This is a genomic window from Pseudomonas sp. B21-031 (genome assembly GCF_024748985.1).
GTDB classification, from domain to species: domain Bacteria; phylum Pseudomonadota; class Gammaproteobacteria; order Pseudomonadales; family Pseudomonadaceae; genus Aquipseudomonas; species Aquipseudomonas kermanshahensis.
On sequence record NZ_CP087181.1, the window covers coordinates 1,712,623 to 1,737,868 of the forward strand.

Below are 25,246 nucleotides of genomic sequence, written 5' to 3' on the forward strand. Positions count from 1 at the left end.
GTCAGGCAACGGCGACGACGTCGAGGATGCGCTGGACCACGCGGTCCTGGTCGATCCCCGCAGCCTCGGCCTCGAACGACAGGATGATGCGGTGGCGCAGCACATCGAACAGCACCGCCTGGATGTCCTCGGGGCTGACGAAGTCGCGCCCGGCCAGCCAGGCGTGCGCACGCGCGCAGCGGTCGAGCGAGATCGAGCCACGCGGGCTGGCGCCGTAGGCGATCCAGTCGGCCAGTTCGGCGTCGAACTTGGCCGGCGTGCGCGTGGCCATGACCAGTTGCACCAGGTATTCCTCCACGGCATCGGCCATGTACAGGCCGAGGATTTCCTTGCGCGCGGCAAAAATGGCCTGCTGGCTGACCCGGCGCTCGGGCTTGGTCTCGCCGCCCAGTGCCTCGCCGCGTGCCTGCAGCAGGATGCGCCGTTCCACCGCAGCGTCGGGGAAGCCGATTTTTACGTGCATCAGGAAGCGGTCGAGCTGGGCTTCGGGCAGCGGGTAGGTACCCTCCTGCTCGATGGGGTTCTGGGTGGCCATGACCAGGAACAGCGGTGACAGGTCGTACGTGCTGCGGCCCACGCTGACCTGGCGCTCGGCCATGGCTTCGAGCAGCGCCGACTGGACCTTGGCCGGGGCGCGGTTGATTTCGTCGGCCAGCACCAGGTTATGGAAGATCGGCCCCTGCTGGAAGACGAAGCTGCCGGTTTCCGGGCGGTAGATTTCGGTGCCGGTAATGTCGGCCGGCAGCAGGTCGGGGGTGAACTGGATGCGATGGAACTGCGCCTCGATGCCTTCGGCGAGTTCTTTGATGGCTTTGGTCTTTGCCAGCCCGGGGGCACCTTCGACCAGCATATGGCCGTCGGCCAAAAGCACGATCAACAGCCGCTCGACCAGCTTTTCCTGGCCTAGGATCTGGGTGGAAAGAAAGGTGCGCAGCGCGATCAGCGCTTCACGGTGTTCCATCGGCGACGGTTCCTGGTATTGGGCCGCAGGCGCGCTGGGAACAGCTGCCTCGGCAAGGGGTGATACTTTAATCTATCCGGGGGGGTGGCGACCAATGGCGGCTGGCAAATTTATCCAGGCCGTCGGGCGTGGGCTTGTCGACAAGTCCTGCGTAACGTTCGGCGTTGGCTGATAGCCGGCCGCTGTGCCCTGGCGCCTGCTGATGCTCTTTGAGCACGCAGGACGCACGATGATGCAAACCCACCGCAGTAGCTTCGATACCATTGCGCCAACGACTTTGCGCGTTGGCGTGTTCTTTGATGGCACCGGCAACAACCTGGGCAATGCCACGGCGGCGGGCCAGGCTTCGGGGCCGCTGGCCGGTACCAGCTATGGCAATGCCTGGAGCAATGTGGCTTTGCTGCACGCGCTGTACCCGGCCGTCGGTAGCCCTGCGCCGGGCACGATGGCCTTTCTCAAGCTGTATGTCGAGGGCATCGGCACTACCGCGGGGGCGGCGGATTCCAGTTTTGCCTCGGCCACCGGGCGTGGGTGTACCGGCGTCGAGGCGCGCGTTGCCGAAGCCGTGACAATGATTGCCGACCAGTTGCGGGGCTGGTGCTCGGCGTATCCGCAAACGTGGCTCGCGCGGGTCGAGCTCGACCTGTTCGGCTTTAGCCGTGGCGCCGCTGCCGCCAGGCACCTGGCCAATGTGCTGTGTGATGACGCGAGCAACCTGTTGGGCACCTCGTGTGCTGTGTGCATCAATTTCATTGGCCTGTTCGACACCGTGGCGGCCATCGTCGCGCCGTTGCAGGGGGACTTCGACCCTGCCGACGATCGCCACGGCGGCTTGCGCCTGGGCCTGGGCAAGGGCATTGCGCGGCATGTGGTGCAATTGGTGGCCGGTGACGAGCGCCGGCATAACTTCCCGCTGGTGCGCAGCGAGGGTGACATTGTCGTGCCGGGCGTACACTCGAACATTGGCGGGGGCTACCTGCCGTGCATGCAGGAGCAGGTGCTGCTGTGCAAACCCCAGTCGCAGCGGGTGCCCGCGTGCACGAAGGCCGAATGCACCCGCGCCTACTCGGCGGCCAGCACCTTGCTGACATCGGCATTTGCCGAGCTGGGGGAACCACGGCCGTGGGTGCTGACCTGGGAGCAGCCAATTGCCGGCGGCAAGCCGGACGAGGCGCAAAAGCAGGTGTATGCGGCGGTTTATCGGGAGAGGGACGTGGCCGGCCATCTTTCCCGGGTGTACCTGAGCATCATGCGTGAACTGGCAGTGCGTGGTGGGGTGCCGTTTGCCGAGCTGGGCGGCGATGAAGCCCATCGGCTGCCCGATGACTTGCTGGAAATCAGCCGCAAGCTGCATGGCTTTGCCTTGGGTACCCGCCCCGATGTTGGCCTGACCGAGGGCGAGCAGCGCCTGCTGCGCGACACGTACATTCACACCTCGGCGCACTGGAACCCCGTGAAGGGCCTGCGCAACAGCACGCTGGACGTGCTGTTCGTCAATCGGCCTGGCGAAGCGGGGCGGGTGGAGCATGCAGACCCGATGGGGTGATTACGGCTGAGTACGTTTGAACCCAGGGGCGCGCCCGTTCAGTACCGCGTAGGCCAGCAGGCCGATGACCAAGCCCCAGAAGGCCCCGCCGATGCCCAACAGGGTGATGTTGGCGGCGGCTGCCAGAAAGGTGATCAGCGCGGCTTCGCGTGACTTCGCGTCGGCCATTGCACCGGCAAGGCTGGTGCCAATGGTACCCAGCAGCGCAAGGCCGGCGAGGGTGGTGATGAAGGTGGCGGGGAGTGCCATGAACACGCTGGCAAGTGTGACGCCGAATACCCCCACAAGGATGTAGCAGACCCCTGCGGCGATCCCCGCGATCCAGCGTTTGGCCGGGTCTTCATGGGCTTCCTTGCCGGTGCAGATAGCGGCGGTGATGGCCGCAATGTTGAACGCGTGCGAGCCGAACGGCGCCATAAGCAAAGAGCCCAGGCCGGTGACTGCGACAATCGGGTTGGCGCTGGTCTTGAAGCCGTCGTTGCGCAGCACCAGCATGCCGGGCATGTATTGCCCGGTCAGGGTAATCAGGAACAACGGCAACGCGACGCTGAGGGCTGCATTGAGGGTAAAGGCCGGGGCAGTGAACACCGGTGTCGCGATTTCCAGCGTGAGTTGCGAAAGGCCGGCCTGCCCCTGGACCAGCAGGTAAGCAAGGCCGAGGACGAGAATGCCTACGACCGCGTAACGGGCAGTAAAGCGTTTGAACACCACGTACGCTGCGATGAGCAACCCGGCCAGCACCGGGTCGACTGACAGGCCGGCAAATGCGCCGATGCCGAACTGTAAAAGAATACCGGCCAGCAACCCTGCCGCGACCCCGGCTGGGATGATCCGGACCAGCCTTTCGAAGTAACCGGTCAGGCCCAGCACTACGAAGCCGGCAGCGGACAGCAGGTACGCGCCAATGGCCTCGGCGTAGGGCACGCTGGCCAGTGCCGTGACCAGAAACGCGGCAGCCGGGGTGGACCAGGCCGTTATCAAGGGTTCGCGGCTGTACCAGGACAAGACAAGCCCGGTGATACCTACCCCGATCGACACCGCCCAGACCCATGACGAGGTCAGCTCCGGGCTTAGCCCGGCGACCTTGGCTGCCTGGAACACCAGGATGAAAGTGCCGCCGTAGTTGACGATGACCGAAACCAACCCGGCGATGGCGGGGTGCAGGATGTCGGTCAGCCCAAGCGATGCCGATGGGTGTTGAGCAGGCGTTGTCACAGGTGGCCTCCGTGCTTATGTGATTGATGAGTGCCTCTGCGCGTGTTCGCACAGAACGATGATCGCCAGCGTGGCGCACGCCGGGTAGGAGCAGCCTTGTGCTGCGAAGAGGGCCGTAATAGCAGCGACGATTTATGGTGTTGTCACCGGCCTCTTCGCAGCGCAAGGCTGCTCCTAAACGGTGCTGCTAGGTGCGGGCAGCTGATGCGTCCAGCAACCCTTTCAGGTAGGCACTGCCTTGAACGTCCAGTGGTTGCAGCGGCAGGCGCGGCGCCCCCACGTCCAGGCCAAGCATTTTCAGCCCGGCCTTGATGGTGGTGGGCAGGCCGCGTTGGGTGATGTATGCCAGCAACGCGTATTGTTGGTAGAACAGTGCCCGTGCTTCAGCCAGCTCGCCCTTCTGCACGGCGTCCCACAAAGCCAGGTTCAATGCGGGGATCAGGTTTGGCGCTGCGGTGCACCAGCCAGCGGCGCCGGCAACCAAGGCTTCCAGGGTGAGCGGGTTGCAGCCGTTGTAGAACGCCACCTTGCCATCGGTCGCGGTGTACAGGCGGTGCATGCGCTGAATGTCGCCGGTGCTTTCCTTGACCATGGTCACATTGGCCACCTCGCCGAGGATGCGCAAGATCAGCTCCACCGACAGGTCGGTGCCGCTGGTGCCCGGGTTGTTGTACAGCATGATCGGGATGTCGATTGCCGCGCCGACCGCCTTGTAGTGGTCGACCACCTCAGCCTCGGTCAGCTTCCAGTAGGAGATGGGCAACACCATCACCGCCGTGGCTCCGCCCGCCTGGGCCAGGCGGGCGCGCTGCACGGTACGTGCGGTAGTCAGGTCAGAGACGCTGACCACGCTGGGCACGCGACCAGCGATTTTCTCCAGGCTGTAGCGCACCACAGCTTCCCACTCGGCCTCGGACAGGTAGGCACCTTCGCCCGTGCTGCCCAGCGGGGCGATGGCGTGCACACCGGCCTGGATCAGGCTGTCGATGGATGTGCCCAGGGCGTCCAGATCGACCGAGCCGTCTGCCGCGAAGGGAGTGATGGTGTAGCCGATGACGCCGCGAATTACAGGTGTAGACATGACCAGGCACCTTTGCCGTTGTTCAGGAAGGGGGACAGCTGCAATTAGCCCAGGCACTCGCCATGGGCACGCAAGGCACGGCGCGCGTAGTAGCTGAACGCGGCGCCATGGCGTTTTGGCGTGGAAATCCAGTCATGGGCCTCTTTGCCAAGTGCTTCGGGGATCGGGCGGATTTCACCGGCGCCCATGGCCAGCAACTGCATCCTCGCCGCACGTTCGAACAGCAGGGCGAGTACGCAGGCTTCTTCGATCGATCGACCGGCGATCAGCAGGCCATGGTGAGAAAGCAGAATGGCCCGCTTGTCGCCGATGGCGCTGGCGATGATCTCGCCTTCTTCATTGCCCACCGGCACGCCTGGCCATTCTTTGAGGAAGGCGCAATCGTCGAACAGCGGGCAGAGGTCCATGTGCGAGATGGCCAGCGGCACTTCGAGCATCGACAAGGCCGCGCTGTGCAGCGGGTGGGTATGGATGATGCAGTTGACGTCGGGGCGTGCGCGGTACAGCCAGCTGTGGAAGCGGTTGGCAGGGTTGGCCATGCCCTGGCCTTGCAGCACCGTCAGGTCTTCGTCCACGACCAGCAGGTTGGAGGCCGAGATCTCGTCGAAGCCCAGGCCAAGCTGTTGCGTGTAATAGGTGCCAGGTTCCGCAGCGCGTGCGGTGATCTGCCCGGCCAGGCCCGAATCGTGGCCGCCGTCGAACAAAATCCGACAGGTCAGTGCGAGCTTCTGCCGCGCGGTGTAGGTGTTGTCGGCCAGCGCAGTCAGCATTTGCTGTTGGGCACGTTTGACGAGCTGGTCCTTGGGGGTCTGCATGGTCGTGGTCACAGTGGGGTACCTGCACGGGATAAGGGCGATGACGTCCTGGTTGCCGTGGTTGGCTTGAGGACACACGTCGATCTTAATGACACATTGTGTCATATGCAAGCAAAGTGTCATCGCACCATGGGATACCCCATGAAGGCATGCTCACGCCAAGAGAATGCCGGGGCCGCAAAGCGGCCCCAATACAGGCGACCGCTAATTCGGGCTTTGCTCCGGCAGCATCCCGCCTGCGGTTTCTTTTTCTAGAATCCTGGCCCCTGCACCGTCCTTGCCCAGCACATCCTCGGGGTTGCGCAGCGGGCAGTCTTCCAGCGACAGGCAGCCGCAGCCAATGCAGTTGTCCAGGCTGTCGCGTAACGCTTCCAAGGTGCGGATGCGTGCGTTCAGGTCTTCTCGCCAGGCCGATGACATCTCGCCCCACTGGGCGGCCGTGAGTTTGCTGTTCGGCGGGTAGCGGCCAAGGGCACGTTTGATGACCTCGAGGGGGATACCGGTGCGCTGGGCCACCTTGATGATGGCGATGGTGCGCAACACCAGCGCGGGGTAACGCCGCTGGTTGCCGGCGGTGCGCGTGCCGGCGATCAGCCCCTTGGATTCGTAGAAGTGCAGAGCGGACACCGCAACGCCGCTGCGCTTGGCGACCTCGCCGACAGTCAGCAGCCGCGTGCTGTTGGTGGATGATTTGGCTGTCACACCTGTTGACCTCAAGTTAAGTTGAGCTCTTATAGTCCTGCCCGATCTTTCCTGCAACCACCCCGCTGATCGGAGCAAGGCATGAACAAAAGGATGTTACTGGCCATGACTGTCGCCGCTGTCGGTGCCTTGGTCGGCGTCTACGCATTGTCGGGCAGTAGGGTTGCGGCCCAACAGGCTGCGGCGTGGCCGGTCACCAAAGTTGCGCTGGCCACTGCCGAGCCGGTCGACCTGGCGCGGCAACGTTTTGCCTCGGGGGAGCTGGAGGCGGTCAACCAGGTGCAGGTCGCGGCCGAGGTGGCAGGGCGCATCACCCACATCGCCTTTGCGTCGGGGCAGGCCGTCCGTGCCGGGCAGTTGCTGGTACAGCTCAACGATGCGCCCGAACAGGCTCAGCGCGTGCAACTGCGGGCGAAGCTGCGCAATGCCCAGGTCGCGGCGCAGCGGGCCAGTAAGTTGCGCGCGCTGAATGCCGTTTCGCAAGAGCTGCTGGATAACGCGACCACGGCGGTGGATGTGGCCGCGGGTGAGCTGCAGCATGTCGAAGCGCTGATTGCGCAAAAAGCCATACGCGCACCGTTTGCAGGCAATGTGGGTATTCGCCGTGTTCACCAGGGCCAGTACCTGGGCGCTGGCGAGGCGATTGCCAGCCTGACGGATACGCGCCAGTTGCACGTCAATTTTTCCCTCAGCGAACAGGCGGCCCCCGAGGTGAATGTCGGGCAACTGCTGGAACTGACCGTCGATGCTGTGCGCGGGCGGGTGTTCCAGGCACAGGTAGTGGCGGTCGATCCGCTGGTCAGCAAGTCGCGCCTGGTCCAGGTGCAGGCTGCCCTGCCGAACCTGGATGGGCAGCTGCAGCCGGGCATGTATGCCGGGGTCCGTTTGCCTGCCGCGCAGCTGTCGAGGGTACTGGCCGTGCCGGAAACGGCGATCACCTACACCGCCTACGGGCAGACGGTGTTCATTGCCAGCCAGGATCAGCAGGGCGTCATCAGCGTCAGCCGAGTACCGGTAACGACCGGTGAGCGCTGGCAGGGGCGTGTGGAAGTCACCTCGGGCCTCGCGCCGGGCGACAGGGTGGTGGTTTCCGGCCAGCTGAAATTGAGTGATGGCATGCAGGTCGAGCAGGTCGCAGAAGACAGCCTGCTGGACGTGGCCGGGGGGCAGCAACCGTGAACTTCACCGATACCTTCGTGCGTCGCCCCGTGCTGGCGCTGGTGGTCAGCAGCCTGATCGTGCTGATGGGGCTGTTCGCCCTGGGCAAGTTGCCGGTGCGCCAGTACCCCTTGCTGGAGAGCGCGACCATCACCATCAGTACCGACTATCCCGGCGCCTCCGCCGAACTCATGCAAGGCTTCGTGACCCAGCCGATCAGCCAGGCGGTTTCATCGGTTGAGGGCGTTGACTTCATGTCGTCATCATCGCTGCAGGGGCGCAGCCTGATTACCCTGCGCATGCTGCTCAACCGAGACTCGACCCAGGCGCTGGCCGAGACCATGGCCAAGGTCAACCAGGTGCGCTACCGCTTGCCAGAAAAAGCCTACGACCCGGTGGTGGAGCTTTCTGCCGGTGACTCTACGGCGGTGGCGTATGTCGGCTTCTCCAGCCAGACCCTGTCTATCCCGGAACTCAGTGACTACCTGTCGCGGGTGGTTGAGCCGCTGCTTTCGGGGATCGACGGCGTGGCCAAGGTGCAGACCTTCGGCGGGCAGAGCCTGGCCATGCGCCTGTGGCTCGACAGTGAGCAGATGGCCGGGCGCGGGGTGACGGCTGCCGACGTCGCGCAAGCGGTACGGGCCAACAATTACCAGGCGACACCGGGGCAGGTGCGCGGGCAGTTCGTGCTGGCCGATATCCAGGTCGACACCGACCTGACCCGCGTCGAAGACTTCCGTGACCTGATCATCCGCAACGACGGCACCGACCTTGTGCGCCTGCGTGATGTGGGCACTGTCGAACTGAGCGCGGCGGCCACCCGCACCAGTGCCACCCTGGATGGTAAACCCGCTGTGCACTTGGGGTTGTTCCCCACGCCATCGGGTAACCCACTGATCATCGTCGACGGCATTCGCGAATTGTTGCCGCAGATCCAGCAAACGCTCCCGCCCGGTGTGAAGGTGGCGCTGGCCTATGAGACGGCGCGGTTCATCGAGGCTTCGATCGAAGAAGTGTTGCGCACGCTGGTGGAAGCGATGCTGATCGTCGTGCTGGTGATCTGGCTGTGCCTGGGGTCACTGCGCAGCGTGACGATCGCGGTGGTGGCCATTCCGTTATCGATGCTGGGTGCAGCGGGGTTGATGCTGGCGTTCGGCTTCAGCCTCAACCTGTTGACCTTGTTGGCGATGGTGCTGGCCATCGGCCTGGTAGTGGACGATGCCGTCGTGGTGGTGGAGAACGTCCACCGTCACATCGAAGAAGGGCAAACACCGGTGGCGGCGGCGTTGGCCGGTGCCCGGGAAATCGCCGGGCCGGTGATCGCCATGACCCTGACCCTGGCCGCCGTGTACGCGCCCATTGGCTTGATGGGTGGGTTGACCGGTACGTTGTTCCGTGAATTTGCCCTGACCTTGGCGGGGGCGGTGATCGTTTCGGGCGTCGTTGCACTGACTCTGTCGCCGGTGATGAGTTCGTTGCTGCTCAAACCCGGCCAGCAGGACGGGGCCATGGCGCATTTCGCCGAAAGGGTGTTCGCTGCGCTCATGGCGGCCTATGCCCAGGCCTTGGCGTTTACCTTGGCGCGACGCTGGCTCAGTGCTGGTGTGGCCCTACTGGTTTGCCTGAGCCTGCCCTGGCTGTACCTGTTGCCACAGCGCGAGCTCGCACCGCCGGAGGACCAGGCGGCCGTGCTGACGGCAATCAAGTCGCCGCAACAGGCGAGCCTGGACTACGTCGAGCGTTTTGCCAGCAAACTCGACCAGGTGATGAAATCGATTCCCGAAACCACCGACACCTGGATCATCAACGGCACCGACGGCACGGCGGCCAGCTTCGGTGGCATCAACCTCAGTGCATGGCAGCAGCGCGAGCGCTCTGCCTCACAGATTCAAGCGCAACTGCAACAGGCGGTCGCGGACATCGAGGGCAGCAGTATCTTCGCCTTCCAGGTGGCGTCGTTGCCAGGTTCCAGTGGTGGCTTGCCGGTACAGATGGTGTTGCGCAGTGCCCAGGATTACCCGGTGCTGTACCAGACCATGGAAGTGCTCAAGCAGCGCGCCCGCGAGAGCGGTTTGTTCAGCGTGGTGGACAGCGACCTGGACTACAACAACCCGGTGGTCAAGGTCAGCATCGACCGCGCCAAGGCCGCCAGCCTGGGGATCAGCATGCAGGACATCGGCGAGTCGCTGGGCGTGCTGGTGGGCGAGCAGTACCTGAACCGCTTTGCCCTGTTCGGCCGCGCCTATGACGTGATCCCGCAAAGCATCCAGGACCAGCGCCTGACCCCGTCGGCACTGAACCGCCAGTACGTGCGGGCCGAAGATGGCAGCCTGGTGCCGTTGTCCACGGTGGTGCGCCTGGACATGCAGGTCGCGCCAAACCGCCTTTTGCAATTCGACCAGCAGAACGCAAGCACCCTGCAGGCCATCCCCGCGCCCGGTGTTTCGATGGGTAAGGCGGTGGCATTTCTGCAGCAGCTTGCCGCCGAGCTGCCGCCCGGTTTCAGCCATGATTGGCAATCGGAGTCGCGCCAGTATGTGCAGGAAGGCTTTGCCCTGATGTGGGCCTTTCTTGCCGCCTTGGTGGTGATCTACCTGGTGCTGGCCGCGCAGTATGAAAGCCTGGTGGACCCGCTGATCATCCTGGTGACCGTGCCGTTGTCGATCTGCGGTGCGTTGCTGCCGCTGGCGCTGGGTTGGGCCACGTTGAACATCTACACGCAGATTGGCTTGGTCACGCTGATCGGGCTGATCAGCAAGCACGGCATCCTGATGGTGGAGTTCGCCAACGAGATTCAGGTGCGCGACAACCTTGACCGTGCGGCGGCCATTGTGCGCGCCGCGCAAATTCGCCTGCGCCCGGTGTTGATGACCACGGCGGCGATGACCTTCGGTGTGATACCGCTGTTATTTGCCAGTGGCGCAGGGGCCAACAGCCGCTTTGGGCTGGGTGTGGTGATCGTCTGCGGCATGTTGATCGGTACGCTGTTCACCTTGTTCGTGCTGCCGGCTATCTACACCTGGCTGGCGCGAGATCACCGGCTGACCACCCTGCGTAAACAGCAACTGGCAGACGCCGAGCGGAGCGTTGGGGGGAGTATGCCTTGAGTGTTCATGTGGCGCCCCGGTGCCATATACCGCGGCGCCTGCATCGCCGGCAAGCCGGCTCCCACAGGATTCGGGGCTCGCTTGCGATTTTTGTGCTCTGCGTGACAGCCCAGCCCAGAGGAACAGGCGCGCAAATGCCCGGTTAGGCGCGTTCTGGTTTAAGGTGCGCGTAGGCCAAAATGGACTCTCACTGGAAGGACACGACACTGATGGACACTGCTTTTTCACCCGTCGCCGAGCGCCTGCACAATCGCCGATTCGCGGTAGCGAACAATGCACAAGGGCTCTCCGGTGCTGGCACGGTCTTTCATTACGTTGTCGATGGAGGCGCCATCACCAGCCACTATCAGGGCGGCAGGATCGGGATTGGCAATCAGGTAGGCCGTGTTACAGGCCCCGACACGATCGAGCTTCTTTTTCAGTGTTTGACCACTGAAGGTGAAATGCTGGCCGGCTGGTCGCGCGGTACGGTGGGGCTCGATCAAGCCGGTCGCACCACGCTGCACTTCGTTTGGGGCTGGTTGTCGGGTGCGACGGGGGGAGGCGAATCCCGCTACGTCGAGCTCGTCGAGTAGCAGCAGCCCCCCGCAGCGCTCACTTGCCGCTGATCACCCGGGTCCACAGCCGGGTGCTCAAGCGCATGCCTGCCGGTGACAGGGTCTGGATCGGATCCCGTTGCACGCTGCACGTTGGGAATTTAGTCTCGCGCTTTCCGCGTCGTGTCGCACAGCACATACCACGCATCAGGATGGCGTTTGTGTGTGTTGATTTGCGTATGATTTTACGCAATATTGTGTGTTGTCGATTCGGGGGAGCCGCTGCATCTCCTCCCGTCTCCCTTTACTCTTTGGAGGCAATGCAGCAAACCGATGGGAGCAAGCATGCGATGGCTGGACTAATGACCAGAGCTGAGCAGGCGGTGTCTGCTACGGCAATGGCTAGAACGTTTGGAGCGCGTTTAAAGGAAGTGACGAGCGGGGATGCAACCCACCTCGTCATTTTCAAGGACAATGAGCCGGCTGCTGTGCTGATAGGTGTTGAGGCCTACCAAGCCATGCAGGACGAGCTCGAAGATCTGCGCGCAGAACGGCTGGCTGCCGAGCGCCTACTCAGCCTGAAAGAGGAAAATAGCGTGAGCCTTGAAGATATGGAGGCTCGCTTCAGGTAGGAACGCGATGATCTGGAATGTCAGGTTTCACCCTGAAGTAGAAAATGACCTTCTGCAGCTTGGGCGCGCGGAGGCACAAAGAGTCCTCAGAGTGGTGCGTGAGCGTATCGCAGGAGGCGAGCCTGACAAGCTAGGCAAGCCCCTTAGGGGCGTGCTGGCGGGTTGCCGCAGAATTCGCACAGGCGATGTGCGCATTGTCTATCGAATTAACGGCACCGAGATCGTTTTGGTTCTCTGCATAGATGCCAGGCGCGATGATGAAGTGTACGAAGCTGCCTATAAACGTGTGTAAACCCTAAGTCCCGCTTGAGCGGGATTTAGGGTTCCCTGCTTGGGAAATGACAGCCCTCAAACCTCGCAGACAAACGTCCCCGTCCCCTCAAGAATGTTCTGCAGCGTCTCCTTCACCTCGTCCATGTCGCTCAGTTCGCTGGTCAGGATGATCTCCAGCGCTTCATCCCCCCTCAGCGCATCGCGGTCCCCGGCCGCCACTTCGATCAGCAGGCGCTGCGCGCTCAGGGTCACTTTCAGCCCGTCCAGCGTCGACGGCTCGTCATCCAGGGTCAGGTCGACCGTGTCTTCATCCGGGTAACGGGTAAGCAGGAACATCTGACCCTTGTCGCTGTGGCAGCAGAGGGTCGCCATGTTGTCTTCCTCGTCATCGCAAGGGGTGGCGAAGAGCAGGGCGGTGTTGATTTGCATGGACAGGCTCAGGTCAAAGGAAACGGAAGGGAATTCTGACAGTCTTGCACGTATCCATAAACGTAAAGTTACCCCCCCTTGACCGAAATTGTCGCAGCGCTGCAAGCGTTGGTGACTACTCAGTCGTTAAGCTTCGGCGAGCCCTGGGCGTGCTGTGCACGTCCAACGCCTGGTTATAACCGTCCGCCATGCCACGGGTTGGCTATTGTTGATCCGTACACGGCGCACGCGAGCGACGCTTCAATTATTACAAAGCCCAAGCGGAGTACCACAGATGGCGTTTTTCACCGCAGCCAGCAAGGCCGACTTCCAGCATCAACTGCAAGCGGCTCTGGCGCAGCACATCAGCGAACAGGCACTGCCACAAGTGGCGCTGTTCGCCGAACAGTTCTTCGGCATCATCTCTATGGACGAACTCACCCAGCGCAGGCTTTCCGACCTGGCTGGCTGTACCCTTTCTGCCTGGCGCATCATCGAGCGCTTCGACGCCGAACAACCTCAAGTGCGGGTGTACAACCCTGATTACGAACGCAACGGCTGGCAATCGACCCACACCGTGGTCGAGGTGCTGCACCACGACCTGCCCTTCCTGGTCGACTCGGTGCGCACCGAGCTCAACCGCCGTGGCTACAGCATCCACACCCTGCAAACCACGGTATTGAGCGTACGCCGCGGCGCCAAAGGCGAGCTGCTGGAGCTGCTGCCCAAGGGGACCCACGGCGAAGGCGTGCGCCATGAGTCGCTGATGTACCTGGAGATCGACCGCTGCGCCAACGCCGCCGAACTGACGGTGCTGGCCCGTGAAATCGAACAAGTGCTGGCCGAAGTGCGGGTGGCGGTCGCCGATTTCGAACCGATGAAGGCCAAGCTACGCGAAGTCGTGGCGCTGGTGGAACAGACCGCGTTTGGCCCGGCGCAGCATGACAAAGGCGAGGTGAAGGCGTTTCTCGAGTGGCTGCTGGACAACCATTTCACCTTCCTTGGCTACGAAGAATTCACCGTCCAGGGCGGCAGCGATGGCGGCCAGATGGTCTACGACGAACAGTCGTTCCTCGGCCTGCCACGGCGCCTGCGCGTGGGGCTGACGGCTGAAGAGCTGCGTATCGAAGACTACGCCGTGGCCTACCTCAACGAGCCGCTGCTGCTGTCCTTCGCCAAGGCCGCGCTGCCCAGCCGCGTGCACCGCCCGGCCTACCCGGACTACGTGTCGATCCGCCAGCTGGACGCGGATGGCAAGGTGGTCAAGGAACACCGCTTCATGGGCTTGTACACCTCCTCGGTGTATGGCGAGAGCGTGCATGCCATCCCGTACATCCGGGTCAAGGTTGCCGAAGTTGAGCGCCGTTCGGGCTTTGACCCCAAGGCTCACCTGGGCAAGGAACTGGCCCAGGTGCTCGAAGTGCTGCCGCGCGACGACCTGTTCCAGACCCCGATCGATGAGCTGTTCAGCACGGTCATGGCCATCGTGCAGATCCAGGAACGCAACAAGATTCGCGTGTTCCTGCGCAAAGACCCTTACGGCCGCTTCTGCTACTGCCTGGCCTATGTGCCGCGCGAGGTCTACTCCACCGAAGTGCGGCAGAAGATCCAGCAGGTGCTGATGGAGCGCCTCAAAGCCAGCGACTGCGAGTTCTGGACCTTCTTCTCCGAATCGGTGCTGGCGCGCGTGCAGCTGATTTTGCGGGTCGACCCGAAGAACCGCATCGACATCGACCCGCAGCAGCTGGAAAACGAAGTGATTCAGGCCTGCCGCTCGTGGCAGGACGATTACTCGACCCTGGTGGTAGAGAACTTTGGCGAAGCCCAAGGCACCAACATCCTGGCCGACTTCCCCAAAGGCTTCCCAGCGGGCTACCGCGAACGCTTCGCGGCGCACTCGGCCGTGGTCGACCTGCAGCATGTGCTGGGGCTGTCTGAAAGCAAGCCGCTGGCCATGAGCTTCTACCAGCCGCTGACCCAGGTCGGCGAGCGTACCCTGCATTGCAAGCTGTACCACGCCGACACCCCGCTGGCGCTGTCCGATGTCTTGCCGATTCTGGAAAACCTCGGTTTGCGCGTGCTTGGCGAGTTCCCGTATCGCCTGCGCCACGCCAATGGCCGTGAGTACTGGATCCATGACTTCGCCTTCACCTACAGCGAAGGCCTGAGCCTGGATATCCAGCAGCTCAACGACACCCTGCAGGACGCCTTCATCCACATCGTCCGCGGCGATGCCGAGAACGACGCCTTCAACCGCCTGGTGCTGACCGCCGGCCTGCCGTGGCGCGATGTGGCGCTGCTGCGTGCGTATGCCCGTTACCTCAAACAGATCCGCCTGGGCTTCGACCTGGGCTATATCGCCAGCACCTTGAACAACCACACCGGTATCGCCCGCGAACTGACCCGGTTGTTCAAGACCCGCTTCTACCTGGCGCGCAAACTGACCCAAGACGACCTGGACGACAAGCAGCAGCGTCTGGAGCAGGCGATTTTGACGGCGCTGGACGATGTTCAGGTGCTCAACGAAGACCGCATCCTGCGTCGCTACCTGGACCTGATCAAGGCCACCCTGCGCACCAACTTCTACCAGCCCGATGCCAACGGCCACAACAAGTCGTACTTCAGCTTCAAGTTCAACCCGAAGCTGATCCCCGAGCTGCCAAAGCCGGTACCCAAGTTCGAGATCTTCGTTTATTCGCCACGGGTCGAAGGTGTGCACCTGCGCTTCGGCAACGTCGCCCGTGGCGGCCTGCGCTGGTCGGACCGCGAGGAAGACTTCCGCACTGAGGTGCTCGGCCTGGTCAAGGCCCAGCAGGTGAAGAACTCGGTCATCGTGCCAGTCGGCGCCAAAGGCGGCTTCCTGCCGCGCCGCCTGCCCCTGGGCGGCAGCCGTGACGAGATCGCTGCCGAAGGCATTGCCTGCTACCGCATCTTCATTTCTGGCCTGCTCGACATCACCGACAACCTCAAGGACGGGGGCGTGGTGCCGCCGGCCAACGTAGTGCGGCACGATGAAGACGATCCGTACCTGGTAGTGGCCGCCGACAAAGGCACCGCGACGTTCTCGGACATCGCCAACGGCATCGCCATCGACTACGGCTTCTGGCTGGGCGACGCCTTTGCCTCGGGCGGCTCGGCCGGTTATGACCACAAGAAGATGGGCATCACCGCCCGTGGCGCCTGGGTGGGTGTACAGCGCCACTTCCGCGAGCGCGGCATCAACGTGCAGGAAGACCCGATTACCGTGATCGGGGTCGGCGACATGGCCGGCGACGTGTTCGGCAATGGCTTGCTGATGTCCGACAAACTCAAGCTGGTGGCGGCGTTCAACCACCTGCACATCTTCATCGACCCGAACCCGGAGCCGGCCAACAGCTTCGCCGAGCGCAAGCGCCTGTTCGACCTGCCGCGTTCGGCCTGGAGCGACTACGACACCAGCATCATGTCCGAAGGCGGCGGGATCTTCCCGCGCAGTGCCAAGAGCATTGCCATCAGCCCGCAGATGAAAGAACGCTTTGCCATCGAAGCCGACCGCCTGACCCCGACCGAACTGCTCAACGCACTGCTCAAGGCACCGGTCGACCTGCTGTGGAACGGCGGCATCGGCACTTATGTGAAGGCCAGCAGCGAGAGCCACGCCGATGTCGGCGACAAGGCCAACGACGCCCTGCGCGTCAACGGCAATGAGCTGCGCTGCAAGGTGGTGGGCGAGGGCGGTAACCTGGGCATGACCCAGCTTGGCCGGGTCGAGTTCGGCCTCAATGGCGGCGCGACCAACACTGACTTCATCGACAACGCCGGCGGCGTGGACTGCTCGGACCACGAGGTCAATATCAAGATCCTGCTCAATGAAGTGGTGCAGGGTGGCGACATGACCGAGAAGCAGCGCAACCAGTTGCTCGGCAGCATGACCGAAGAAGTCGGCGCGCTGGTGCTGGGCAACAACTACAAGCAGACCCAGGCGTTGTCCCTGGCGGCCCGCCGCGCCCGCGAGCGGATTGCCGAATACAAGCGCCTGATGGCGGACCTGGAAGGGCGTGGCAAGCTCGACCGTGCCATCGAGTTCCTGCCGTCCGAAGAGCAACTGGCCGAGCGCCTGGCGGCTGGCCAGGGCCTGACCCGTGCCGAGCTGTCGGTGCTGATCTCGTACAGCAAGATCGACCTCAAGGAGCAGCTGCTGAAGTCGCTGGTGCCTGACGACGATTACCTGACCCGCGACATGGAGACCGCGTTCCCGCCGTCACTGGTCAGCAAGTTCGCCGAGTCCATGCGCCGTCATCGCCTGAAACGCGAGATCGTCAGCACCCAGATCGCCAACGACCTGGTCAACAACATGGGCATCACCTTCGTCCAGCGCCTGAAGGAATCGACCGGCATGAGCCCGGCCAACGTGGCGGGCGCCTATGTGATCGTGCGCGACATCTTCCACCTGCCGCACTGGTTCCGTCAGATCGAAGCGCTGGACTATCAGGTGCCGGCCGAAATCCAGCTGACCCTGATGGACGAGTTGATGCGCCTGGGCCGCCGTGCCACGCGCTGGTTCCTGCGCAGCCGCCGCAACGAGCAGGATGCTGGGCGTGATACCGCGCATTTCGGGCCGAAAATCGCGCAACTGGGGCTCAAGCTCGACGAACTGCTGGAAGGCCCGACCCGCGAGCGCTGGATGGTTCGCTACCAGGGCTTTGTCGACGCCGGTGTGCCAGAGCTGCTGGCGCGCATGGTGGCCGGTACCAGCCACCTGTACACCTTGTTGCCGATCATCGAGGCGGCGGATGTGACCGGCCATGACCCGGCGCAGGTGGCCAAGGCGTTCTTTGCCGTGGGCAGCTCGCTGGACCTGACCTGGTACCTGCAGGAGATCAGCAACCTGCCGGTGGAAAACAACTGGCAGGCCCTGGCCCGCGAGGCGTTCCGCGACGATATCGACCTGCAGCAGCGGGCGATCACCATTTCTGTGCTGCAGATGGTCGATGCACCGCAGGACATGGATGCCCGCGTGGCGCTGTGGGCTGAGCAGCACCGGGTGATGGTCGAGCGCTGGCGCGCGATGCTGGACGACCTGCGCAATGCCACCGGGACTGACTATGCGATGTACGCGGTGGCCAACCGCGAGCTGGTCGACCTGGCCATGAGCGGGCAGGCGGTGGTGGTGCCGTCCTGATCGATAGTCTGAAATGAAAAAGCCCCGGCAGTGATGCCGGGGCTTTTTTAGGGGGCTTGCCCCGCGAAGAGGCCGCTGCAGGCTTACTTGAACCGCCGCTCCACGCCTTTTTCCACCAGAATCTTCGCCGAAATCTCCTCCACCGAAAAATGCGTGGAATTGATATTGGGAATGTTCTCCCGCCGGAAAAGGCTCTCTACCTCGCGCACCTCGAACTCGCACTGGGCAAAGCTGGAATAGCGGCTGTTGGGCTTGCGCTCGTGGCGGATGGCCGTCAGGCGGTCCGGGTCGATGGTCAGGCCAAACAGCTTGCTGTGGTGCTTTTTCAGCACCGCCGGCAGTTGCAGGCGCTCCATGTCATCTTCGGTCAGCGGGTAGTTGGCCGCACGAATACCGAACTGCATGGCCATGTACAGGCAGGTTGGCGTCTTGCCGCAGCGCGAGACACCCACCAGAATCAGGTCGGCCTTGTCGTAGTAGTGCGTGCGCGCGCCATCATCGTTGTCCAGGGCGAAGTTGACCGCCTCGATACGCTCCATGTAGTTGGAGTTGCCGCCAATCGAGTGGGATTTGCCGACGGAATACGACGAATGGGCGGTCAATTCTTGCTCGAGCGGGGATAAAAACGACGAAAAGATGTCGATCATGAAGCCATTCGAGGTCGCCAGGATCTCGCGGATGTCCTGATTGACGATGGTGTCGAAGATGATTGGGCGCACACCATCGCGCTCGGCGGCAGCGTTGATTTGCTGCACCATGGTGCGCGCTTTGTCCGGCGTATCGATGTAGGGACGGGTGAATTTGTTGAACGGAATGCTTTCGAATTGAGCGAGCAAGCTTTGCCCCAGGGTCTCGGCGGTGATGCCGGTGCCGTCGGAGATGAAGAACGCGGTTCTTTTCATTTGCACCCTGGGCCTTAAGCTGATGACGTTTCTTGGATATGATAAGTTCGGTTTGCCGAATGCGGCTGTCGGCATTCTCACTTATTTTCCAGGTACAGGCCACAAACGCCCGGCCAAGTCAAAGCAGACAGGCGGGCGCCTTTGAGCTTTTCCAACACAGTTAGTGGAGAGATCACCTTGGTAGAGTACGTAGTTTCCCTCGATAAGCTCGGCGTCCATGATGTGGAGCATGTGGGGGGCAAGAACGCATCCCTGGGCGAGATGATCAGCAACCTTGCGGGTGCTGGTGTATCGGTGCCGGGCGGCTTTGCCACTACGGCGCAGGCGTACCGCGATTTTCTCGAACAGAGTGGTCTCAACGACCGGATCCATGCCGCACTCGATGCGCTGGACGTGGATGACATCAACGCCTTGACCAAAACCGGCGCGCAGATTCGCCAGTGGGTCATGGAAGCCGAGTTCCCGGCGCGTCTGGATGCGGAAATCCGTACGGCCTTCGCCGAAATGGCCGCTGGCAACGACAACATGGCCGTAGCCGTGCGCTCTTCGGCCACCGCCGAAGACCTGCCGGACGCCTCGTTTGCCGGTCAACAAGAAACCTTCCTGAACATCCGCGGCGTCGACAACGTGATCCGCGCGGCCAAAGAAGTGTTCGCCTCGCTGTTCAACGACCGCGCCATTGCCTACCGCGTACACCAGGGCTTCGACCACAAGCTGGTGGCCCTGTCGGCCGGCGTGCAGCGCATGGTCCGCTCCGAGACCGGCACCGCCGGCGTGATGTTCACCCTCGACACCGAGTCGGGCTTCCGCGACGTGGTGTTCATCACCGGCGCCTATGGCCTGGGTGAAACCGTCGTGCAGGGTGCGGTCAACCCTGACGAGTTCTACGTACACAAAAACACCTTGCAGGCAGGCCGCCCGGCCATTCTGCGCCGCAACTTGGGCAGCAAGGCGATCAAGATGATCTACGGCGACGAGGCCAAGGCCGGTCGTTCGGTCAAGACCGTCGAAGTCGACCGCGCCGAACGCGCCCGCTTCTGCCTGAGCGACGCCGAAGTCAATGAACTGGCCAAGCAGGCCATGATCATCGAGCAGCACTATCAGCGCCCGATGGACATCGAGTGGGCCAAAGACGGTGACGACGGCAAGCTGTACATCGTTCAGGCCCGCCCTGAAACCGTAAAAAGCCGTTCCAGCGCCAATGTCATGGAACGCTACCTGCTCAAAGAGAAAGGCACCGTACTGGTCGAAGGCCGCGCCATCGGCCAGCGCATCGGCGCCGGCAAGGTGCGCGTGATCAACGACGTGTCGGAAATGGACAAGGTCCAGCCGGGCGACGTGCTGGTTTCCGACATGACCGACCCGGACTGGGAACCGGTCATGAAGCGCGCCAGCGCCATCGTCACCAACCGTGGCGGGCGTACTTGCCACGCGGCGATCATTGCCCGTGAGCTGGGTATTCCGGCCGTTGTCGGTTGCGGCAACGCCACCCAACTGCTCAAGGATGGCCAGGGCGTAACTGTCTCCTGCGCCGAAGGCGATACCGGCTTCATCTTCGAAGGCGAGCTGGGCTTCGACATCAAGCAGAACTCGGTCGACGCCATGCCGGACCTGCCGTTCAAGATCATGATGAACGTCGGCAACCCGGACCGTGCCTTCGACTTCGCCCAGCTGCCCAACGCCGGTGTCGGCCTGGCGCGCCTGGAGTTCATCATCAACCGCATGATCGGCGTGCACCCCAAGGCGCTGCTGAACTATGCCGGCCTGCCGGCAGAGCTCAAGGACAGCGTCGACAAGCGTATCGCCGGCTACGACGACCCGGTCGGCTTCTATGTCGAGAAACTGGTCGAAGGCATCAGCACCCTGGCGGCAGCCTTCTACCCGAAAAAGGTCATCGTGCGCCTGTCGGACTTCAAGTCCAACGAATACGCCAACCTGATCGGCGGCAAGCTGTACGAGCCGGAAGAAGAAAACCCGATGCTGGGCTTCCGTGGCGCTTCGCGTTACATCAGCGAATCGTTCCGTGACTGCTTCGAGCTCGAATGCCGCGCGCTGAAGCGCGTGCGCAACGAAATGGGGCTGACCAACGTCGAAATCATGGTGCCGTTCGTGCGCACCTTGGGCGAAGCCAGCCAGGTCATCGACCTGTTGGCTGAAAACGGCCTGGCCCGTGGCGACAATGGCCTGCGCGTGATCATGATGTGCGAGCTGCCGTCCAACGCGATTCTGGCCGAAGAGTTCCTGGAATACTTCGACGGCTTCTCGATCGGCTCCAACGACCTGACCCAGCTGACCCTGGGCCTGGACCGTGACTCGGGTATCATTGCGCACCTGTTCGACGAGCGTAACCCGGCCGTCAAGAAGCTGCTGGCCAACGCCATTCAGGCATGCAACAAGGCTGGCAAGTACATCGGCATCTGCGGCCAGGGCCCATCGGACCACCCGGACCTGGCCAAATGGCTGATGGAGCAGGGCATCGAAAGCGTGTCGCTGAACCCGGACTCGGTGCTCGAGACCTGGTTCTTCCTGGCCGAGGGCCAGGGCGCAGCCTGATACAGTGAATTGCGGGAGCGCGTCTGGCGCGCTCCCGCCTGGTTTTATCCAGGGCGAGTTCCAGTAATGGTTCCCGCCCTTTTTTGTGCACCAAGCAACCTTATGCATAGCAGCAGCACTTTATTTCCCGTGGCCTTGCTCAGCGCAGAGCGCCGAGGCGATCTGAGCGAGGACGTGTACCGGATCAAGGCTGGCAACAGCCCAGACCCGAGCGTCGAGCTGGCCGTGACCCGCCTCGGGTTGGCTGACCAGCCGGGCGCCCAGGGCGTACCGGTCATTCTCTTGCACGGCAGTTTCTCCAACCGCCGTTTTTGGTATTCGCCCAAAGGCATCGGCCTGGGCGCGTTTCTCGCCCGCGCAGGTTTCGATGTGTGGATCCCGGAGATGCGAGGCCATGGCCTGTCGCCGCGCAATCGCCAGTGGCAGCACAACCGTGTCGCCGACTATGCCCGCGATGACTTGCCTTTGATCGCCGCGTTCGTTCAGGAGCAGGCCGGCCAGGCGCCGCACTGGGTTGGCCATTCCCTGGGCGGTACTACCCTGGCCGCCGCGCTGGGTGGCGGGTTTCTGACCCCTGAGCAGGTCGCCAGCGCCGCTTTTTTTGGCACCCAGGTCAGCCGGGTGTATTGGCCCTTGAAAGTGCCGCCGGTGGTGTGGGGGGCGAAGTTGTTGCTCAAGCGATGGCGGCAGATTCCGGGGCAGCGGTTAAAACGTGGCCCCGAGGACGAGCCGATCGGCCTGGCCCTCGAAAGCATGCGCTGGCATGGCCTGTTCGGGCGCTTTGGCGACAAGGACAATGACTGGTGGGCCGGGCTTGCACGGGTCGATGTGCCGGTGCTGGCCGTGGCCGGCGCGGGCGACTTCCAGGACCCTGTATGGGCTTGCCGCAAGCTGTTCGAGCAGTTGGGCGGGGCGCGCAAGCAGTTTCTGCGGCTGGGGCGCGAGGAAGGCTTCGAGGCGTTCGGGCATGTCGACATGCTGGTCAGCAAGCCGGCCCAGGCTCAGGTCTGGCCGTTGGTGGAGCGCTGGTTGAGGGACCCCTTGGTGCCCGTGCATGCTTCGATTGTGATGGTGGAGCCTGTGTTGGCCAGCTGATTCTTTGCGGCCTGCACTGGCCCTTTCGCGGGCAAGCCCGCTCCCACAGGATTACTGCAGCTTCAAGGCCAGTGGTATTGCTGTAGGAGCGGGCTTGCCGCGAAAGGGCCAGTACAGGCACAAGCTGACCACTCAGTCCTGGATGACTGCGACAGCCTCTCCGGTGTAGCCTTGGCCCACACCCGCTTTCGTTGTGACTGACAGGAGCTTCCCATGCAGCATTACGTAACGCCCGACCTCTGCGACGCCTACCCCGACCTGATCCAGGTGCTCGAACCCATGTTCAGCAACTTCGGTGGCCGCGATTCGTTCGGCGGCCAAATCGTCACCCTCAAATGCTTCGAAGACAACTCGCTGGTCAAGGAGCAGGTCGAACTCGACGGCAAGGGCAAGGTGCTGGTGGTCGACGGCGGCGGTTCGCTGCGCTGTGCGCTGCTGGGCGACATGCTAGCCGAGAAGGCTGCCAAAAATGGCTGGGAAGGCCTGGTGATCTACGGCTGCGTACGCGACGTGGACATCCTGATCCAGACCGACGTCGGCGTGCAGGCCCTGGCCAGCCATCCGAAAAAGAGCAACAAGCGCGGCATCGGCGAGCTCGACGTGCCAGTGACCTTCGCCGGTGTGACCTTCCGCTCGGGTGAATACGTATATGCCGACAACAATGGCGTGCTGGTCTCGCCAAGCCCGCTGAAAATGCCGGAGTGATGCGCCGCACGCGCTGATGGAGCTTTGATGTTCGAGGAAGACAACGCGCAGTGGGGGCTGGTGCATGCCCTGGTGCTCGATGGCAAAGGCGGCGCGCGCTCGATTGCCCGTACCGAACTGGACGACCTGCAACTGCACCCCCAGGAAAGCCTCTGGCTGCACTGGGACCGCAGCCACCCGCAAACCCGTACCTGGCTGCTGCGCGACAGCGGCCTGAGCGAGTTTGCCTGCGACTTGCTGCTGGAAGAAAACACCCGGCCGCGCTTGCTGCCGCTGGTGGATGAACAGCTGTTGCTGTTTTTGCGCGGGGTCAACCTCAACCCGGGCGCCGAGCCTGAAGACATGGTTTCGGTGCGCATTTTCGCCGAGGCGCAACGGGTTATCTCGCTGCGCCTGCGGCCGCTGCGGGCCAGCGATGAGATTCTGCAGTTGCTCAGCGAGGGCAGGGGGCCGAAGTCGGCTTCCGAGTTGTTGCTGTTGATGGGGGAGCTGTTGACCGAAAAGGTCCAGGGCCTGGTCAGCGACCTGTCCGAACTGGTCGATCTCGAAGAAGAAAAGGTCGAATCCGACGAACGGTACACACCAGAGCAGGGCAGCCTGCAGCAGATCCGCCGCCGGGCTGCTGGCCTGCGGCGTTTTCTGGCGCCGCAGCGTGAAATCTACGCCCAGCTGTCACGCAGCAAGTGGAGCTGGTTCGCCGATGCCGACGCCGACTACTGGAACGAGTTGAACAACAGCTTGATCCGCTACCTCGAAGAGCTCGAGCTGACCCGCGAGCGAGCCGCGCTGGTGCTTGAGAGCGAGGACCGGCGCCGCAGCGAGCGGATGAACCGGACCATGTACCGCTTCGGCATCATCACCTGTATTTTCCTGCCCATGAGCTTCGTTACCGGGCTGCTCGGCATCAACGTCGGCGGTATTCCGGGGTCGAACAGCCCGTATGGCTTCCTGTTCGCCAGCCTACTGGTGCTGGGCCTGGCGGTGGGGCAGTGGTGGCTGTTCCGGCGGTTGCGGTGGGTGTGAATGGCTATTGACCTGTACTGGCCCCTTCGCGGGCAAGCCCGCTCACTCCGGCATTGCATTGAGTTATCTCGCAGCGCGATCCCTGTGGCAGCGGGCTTGCCCGCGAAGAATCCGGCGCGTGTTCATTTTGAAACATTCGTCCCAATGCGATGTGTGACCCATCGCCGTGCCATCTCGTCTCTTGCTGATACTGCGCGAGGTGCCCATGCACGATCCGTTTGAAGAATCCCTGCGCGACCTGCTCAAGGCGTCACCGTCCGGCCAGGACCGAGATGACGCCGCCTGCCTGGGTCGTGTGCTGAAAACCGCCAACCGCCAGGTCGGTGCGGGTGATCTGTTCAGCCTGCTTGGCCGTTGGAGCCAGGCGCTGCTGATTGCCGTCAACAATGGCTCGGCGCATGTTGCGCCCGTGCGTAGAAACTCTACCCGCAACGCTGCCACCGGCAGCAAAGCAGATAAGGCCGATTGAATATGGAACTGGATCTCTGGACCCAAAGCCTGGTCACTGCCATGACGGCCCTTTGGACCAAGGTGGCGAACTTCATCCCTAACCTGTTCGGCGCGCTGGTGGTGGTGCTGCTCGGTTTCGTGGTGGCCAAGCTGCTCGATGCGCTGCTCTCCAAGTTGCTCGCCAAGCTTGGCCTGGACCGCCTGATGGCCGGTACCGGGCTGACCAAGATGTTGAGCCGGGGTGGCATCCAGGTGCCGATATCGACCCTGATCGGCAAGATCGTCTACTGGTTCGTGTTGCTGATCTTCCTCGTCTCGGCTGCTGAATCGCTGGGCCTTGAGCGGGTGTCGGCGACCCTCGACATGCTCGCTCTGTACCTGCCTAAAGTGTTCGGCGCGGCGTTGGTGCTGCTGGCCGGCGTGCTGCTGGCGCAGGTGGCTAATGGCCTGGTGCGCGGTGCTGCCGAAGGCATTGGCCTTGAGTACTCCGCAGGCCTTGGGCGTATCACCCAAGGCCTGGTGATCATCATCAGCATTTCTGTGGCCATCAGCCAGCTCGAGGTCAAGACCGACCTGCTGAACCACGTCATCGTCATCGGGCTGATTACCGTTGGTCTGGCCGTTGCCTTGGCCATGGGCCTTGGTAGCCGCGAAATCGCTGGGCAAATTCTGGCCGGCATCTACGTGCGCGAGCTGTACCAAGTCGGCCAGCAGGTGCGGATTGGAGAGGTCGAAGGGCATATCGAGGAAATCGGCACGGTGAAGACGACGCTGTTGACCGATGATGGCGAACTGGTGTCGCTGTCTAACCGCGTGTTGCTTGAGCAGCGTGTCAATAGCCGCTAACCGCACAAAAGCTGTTAATGTATGCCGCCGCGAAATCGACCCCACGGGGTCGAGCGGCGACATTGACCTGACTGTCG

General features: G+C 62.8%; 20 protein-coding genes. 13 read left to right on the top strand and 7 right to left on the bottom strand.

The window, feature by feature from the left end; all coding sequences use genetic code 11:
* Position 1: 1 nt before the first annotated feature.
* Complete coding sequence (locus tag LOY53_RS07750; RefSeq protein WP_027596692.1) at positions 2 to 961, bottom strand: MoxR family ATPase; 960 nt, start codon at positions 959 to 961, stop codon at positions 2 to 4.
* A 229-nt stretch (positions 962 to 1,190) separates the two neighbouring features.
* Here LOY53_RS07750 and LOY53_RS07755 point away from each other — a divergent pair, with 229 nt between their 5' ends.
* A complete protein-coding gene (locus LOY53_RS07755) occupies positions 1,191 to 2,507 on the top strand; it encodes a DUF2235 domain-containing protein (RefSeq protein WP_258703815.1) in 1,317 nt (438 codons plus the stop codon).
* On the opposite strand, the gene LOY53_RS07760 is transcribed toward LOY53_RS07755, so the two are convergent.
* From LOY53_RS07760 to soxR, 4 genes are all read right to left on the bottom strand, one after another.
* The gene (locus tag LOY53_RS07760) at positions 2,508 to 3,722 is read right to left on the bottom strand and encodes a benzoate/H(+) symporter BenE family transporter (RefSeq protein WP_252827152.1); all 1,215 of its coding nucleotides are present in this window, start codon (positions 3,720 to 3,722) and stop codon (positions 2,508 to 2,510) included.
* Positions 3,723 to 3,909: 187 nt separating this feature from the next.
* Positions 3,910 to 4,803 (bottom strand): dihydrodipicolinate synthase family protein, encoded by an 894-nt coding sequence (locus LOY53_RS07765; protein ID WP_252827153.1) that lies wholly within the window; start codon positions 4,801 to 4,803, stop codon positions 3,910 to 3,912.
* Between the two features lie 44 nt (positions 4,804 to 4,847).
* Positions 4,848 to 5,618, bottom strand: a complete 771-nt coding sequence (locus tag LOY53_RS07770) for an aldolase (RefSeq protein ID WP_408981368.1) — start codon at positions 5,616 to 5,618, stop codon at positions 4,848 to 4,850.
* Positions 5,619 to 5,822: 204 nt separating this feature from the next.
* The gene (gene soxR / locus LOY53_RS07775) at positions 5,823 to 6,287 is read right to left on the bottom strand and encodes a redox-sensitive transcriptional activator SoxR (RefSeq protein WP_408981369.1); all 465 of its coding nucleotides are present in this window, start codon (positions 6,285 to 6,287) and stop codon (positions 5,823 to 5,825) included.
* Positions 6,288 to 6,401: 114 nt separating this feature from the next.
* Here soxR and LOY53_RS07780 point away from each other — a divergent pair, with 114 nt between their 5' ends.
* The 5 genes from LOY53_RS07780 (at position 6,402) to LOY53_RS07800 (ending at position 12,045) form a co-directional block, all read left to right on the top strand.
* Positions 6,402 to 7,499 carry an efflux RND transporter periplasmic adaptor subunit gene (locus tag LOY53_RS07780; RefSeq protein ID WP_252827157.1) on the top strand — a complete coding sequence of 366 codons (1,098 nt, stop codon included), beginning with the start codon at positions 6,402 to 6,404 and terminating at the stop codon, positions 7,497 to 7,499.
* On the top strand, positions 7,496 to 10,585 hold the full coding sequence (locus LOY53_RS07785) for a MexW/MexI family multidrug efflux RND transporter permease subunit (RefSeq protein ID WP_258703816.1): 3,090 nt from the start codon (positions 7,496 to 7,498) through the stop codon (positions 10,583 to 10,585). Before LOY53_RS07780 ends, LOY53_RS07785 begins: the two co-directional genes overlap by 4 nt.
* 209 nt (positions 10,586 to 10,794) lie before the next feature.
* Positions 10,795 to 11,160: a hypothetical protein gene (locus LOY53_RS07790; protein WP_258703817.1), complete on the top strand. Its 366-nt coding sequence runs from the start codon at positions 10,795 to 10,797 to the stop codon at positions 11,158 to 11,160.
* A 359-nt stretch (positions 11,161 to 11,519) separates the two neighbouring features.
* Entirely contained in the window at positions 11,520 to 11,753 is a 234-nt protein-coding gene (locus tag LOY53_RS07795; protein ID WP_027596682.1) for a type II toxin-antitoxin system Phd/YefM family antitoxin, read from the top strand.
* A 7-nt stretch (positions 11,754 to 11,760) separates the two neighbouring features.
* Positions 11,761 to 12,045 (top strand): type II toxin-antitoxin system RelE/ParE family toxin, encoded by a 285-nt coding sequence (locus tag LOY53_RS07800; RefSeq protein WP_252827167.1) that lies wholly within the window; start codon positions 11,761 to 11,763, stop codon positions 12,043 to 12,045.
* A gap of 56 nt (positions 12,046 to 12,101) precedes the next feature.
* Here the strand turns inward: LOY53_RS07800 and LOY53_RS07805 are convergent, their stop codons facing one another.
* On the bottom strand, positions 12,102 to 12,455 hold the full coding sequence (locus LOY53_RS07805) for a hypothetical protein (protein WP_252827169.1): 354 nt from the start codon (positions 12,453 to 12,455) through the stop codon (positions 12,102 to 12,104).
* Positions 12,456 to 12,729: 274 nt separating this feature from the next.
* Here LOY53_RS07805 and LOY53_RS07810 point away from each other — a divergent pair, with 274 nt between their 5' ends.
* Positions 12,730 to 17,595 carry an NAD-glutamate dehydrogenase gene (locus LOY53_RS07810; protein WP_258703818.1) on the top strand — a complete coding sequence of 1,622 codons (4,866 nt, stop codon included), beginning with the start codon at positions 12,730 to 12,732 and terminating at the stop codon, positions 17,593 to 17,595.
* A gap of 83 nt (positions 17,596 to 17,678) precedes the next feature.
* Here LOY53_RS07810 and LOY53_RS07815 read toward each other — a convergent pair whose 3' ends face one another.
* A complete protein-coding gene (locus LOY53_RS07815; RefSeq protein ID WP_027596678.1) occupies positions 17,679 to 18,497 on the bottom strand; it encodes a pyruvate, water dikinase regulatory protein in 819 nt (272 codons plus the stop codon).
* A 177-nt stretch (positions 18,498 to 18,674) separates the two neighbouring features.
* Between LOY53_RS07815 and ppsA the strand changes: the two genes are divergently transcribed.
* From ppsA to LOY53_RS07845, 6 genes are all read left to right on the top strand, one after another.
* A complete protein-coding gene (ppsA, locus tag LOY53_RS07820) occupies positions 18,675 to 21,050 on the top strand; it encodes a phosphoenolpyruvate synthase (protein WP_027596677.1) in 2,376 nt (791 codons plus the stop codon).
* A gap of 102 nt (positions 21,051 to 21,152) precedes the next feature.
* On the top strand, positions 21,153 to 22,145 hold the full coding sequence (locus LOY53_RS07825; protein WP_258703819.1) for a lysophospholipase: 993 nt from the start codon (positions 21,153 to 21,155) through the stop codon (positions 22,143 to 22,145).
* Between the two features lie 213 nt (positions 22,146 to 22,358).
* Complete coding sequence (gene rraA / locus LOY53_RS07830) at positions 22,359 to 22,850, top strand: ribonuclease E activity regulator RraA (protein WP_252827172.1); 492 nt, start codon at positions 22,359 to 22,361, stop codon at positions 22,848 to 22,850.
* A 27-nt stretch (positions 22,851 to 22,877) separates the two neighbouring features.
* Complete coding sequence (locus LOY53_RS07835; RefSeq protein ID WP_027596674.1) at positions 22,878 to 23,873, top strand: zinc transporter ZntB; 996 nt, start codon at positions 22,878 to 22,880, stop codon at positions 23,871 to 23,873.
* Positions 23,874 to 24,078: 205 nt separating this feature from the next.
* Positions 24,079 to 24,342 (top strand): hypothetical protein, encoded by a 264-nt coding sequence (locus tag LOY53_RS07840; RefSeq protein ID WP_033700486.1) that lies wholly within the window; start codon positions 24,079 to 24,081, stop codon positions 24,340 to 24,342.
* Positions 24,343 to 24,344: 2 nt separating this feature from the next.
* On the top strand, positions 24,345 to 25,169 hold the full coding sequence (locus LOY53_RS07845) for a mechanosensitive ion channel family protein (RefSeq protein WP_258703820.1): 825 nt from the start codon (positions 24,345 to 24,347) through the stop codon (positions 25,167 to 25,169).
* Positions 25,170 to 25,246: the final 77 nt, after the last annotated feature.

What these genes read in the sequence shown, in the direction of transcription:
- LOY53_RS07750 (WP_027596692.1), bottom strand. Translation starts at nt 961, where the DNA reads ATGGAACACCGTGAAGCGCTGATCGCGCTGCGCACCTTTCTTTCCACC.
- LOY53_RS07755 (WP_258703815.1), top strand. Translation starts at nt 1,191, where the DNA reads ATGATGCAAACCCACCGCAGTAGCTTCGATACCATTGCGCCAACGACT.
- LOY53_RS07765 (WP_252827153.1), bottom strand. Translation starts at nt 4,803, where the DNA reads ATGTCTACACCTGTAATTCGCGGCGTCATCGGCTACACCATCACTCCC.
- LOY53_RS07770 (WP_408981368.1), bottom strand. Translation starts at nt 5,618, where the DNA reads ATGCAGACCCCCAAGGACCAGCTCGTCAAACGTGCCCAACAGCAAATG.
- LOY53_RS07780 (WP_252827157.1), top strand. Translation starts at nt 6,402, where the DNA reads ATGAACAAAAGGATGTTACTGGCCATGACTGTCGCCGCTGTCGGTGCC.
- LOY53_RS07790 (WP_258703817.1), top strand. Translation starts at nt 10,795, where the DNA reads ATGGACACTGCTTTTTCACCCGTCGCCGAGCGCCTGCACAATCGCCGA.
- LOY53_RS07795 (WP_027596682.1), top strand. Translation starts at nt 11,520, where the DNA reads ATGGCTAGAACGTTTGGAGCGCGTTTAAAGGAAGTGACGAGCGGGGAT.
- LOY53_RS07800 (WP_252827167.1), top strand. Translation starts at nt 11,761, where the DNA reads ATGATCTGGAATGTCAGGTTTCACCCTGAAGTAGAAAATGACCTTCTG.
- LOY53_RS07805 (WP_252827169.1), bottom strand. Translation starts at nt 12,455, where the DNA reads ATGCAAATCAACACCGCCCTGCTCTTCGCCACCCCTTGCGATGACGAG.
- LOY53_RS07810 (WP_258703818.1), top strand. Translation starts at nt 12,730, where the DNA reads ATGGCGTTTTTCACCGCAGCCAGCAAGGCCGACTTCCAGCATCAACTG.
- LOY53_RS07815 (WP_027596678.1), bottom strand. Translation starts at nt 18,497, where the DNA reads ATGAAAAGAACCGCGTTCTTCATCTCCGACGGCACCGGCATCACCGCC.
- LOY53_RS07825 (WP_258703819.1), top strand. Translation starts at nt 21,153, where the DNA reads ATGCATAGCAGCAGCACTTTATTTCCCGTGGCCTTGCTCAGCGCAGAG.
- rraA (WP_252827172.1), top strand. Translation starts at nt 22,359, where the DNA reads ATGCAGCATTACGTAACGCCCGACCTCTGCGACGCCTACCCCGACCTG.
- LOY53_RS07835 (WP_027596674.1), top strand. Translation starts at nt 22,878, where the DNA reads ATGTTCGAGGAAGACAACGCGCAGTGGGGGCTGGTGCATGCCCTGGTG.
- LOY53_RS07840 (WP_033700486.1), top strand. Translation starts at nt 24,079, where the DNA reads ATGCACGATCCGTTTGAAGAATCCCTGCGCGACCTGCTCAAGGCGTCA.
- LOY53_RS07845 (WP_258703820.1), top strand. Translation starts at nt 24,345, where the DNA reads ATGGAACTGGATCTCTGGACCCAAAGCCTGGTCACTGCCATGACGGCC.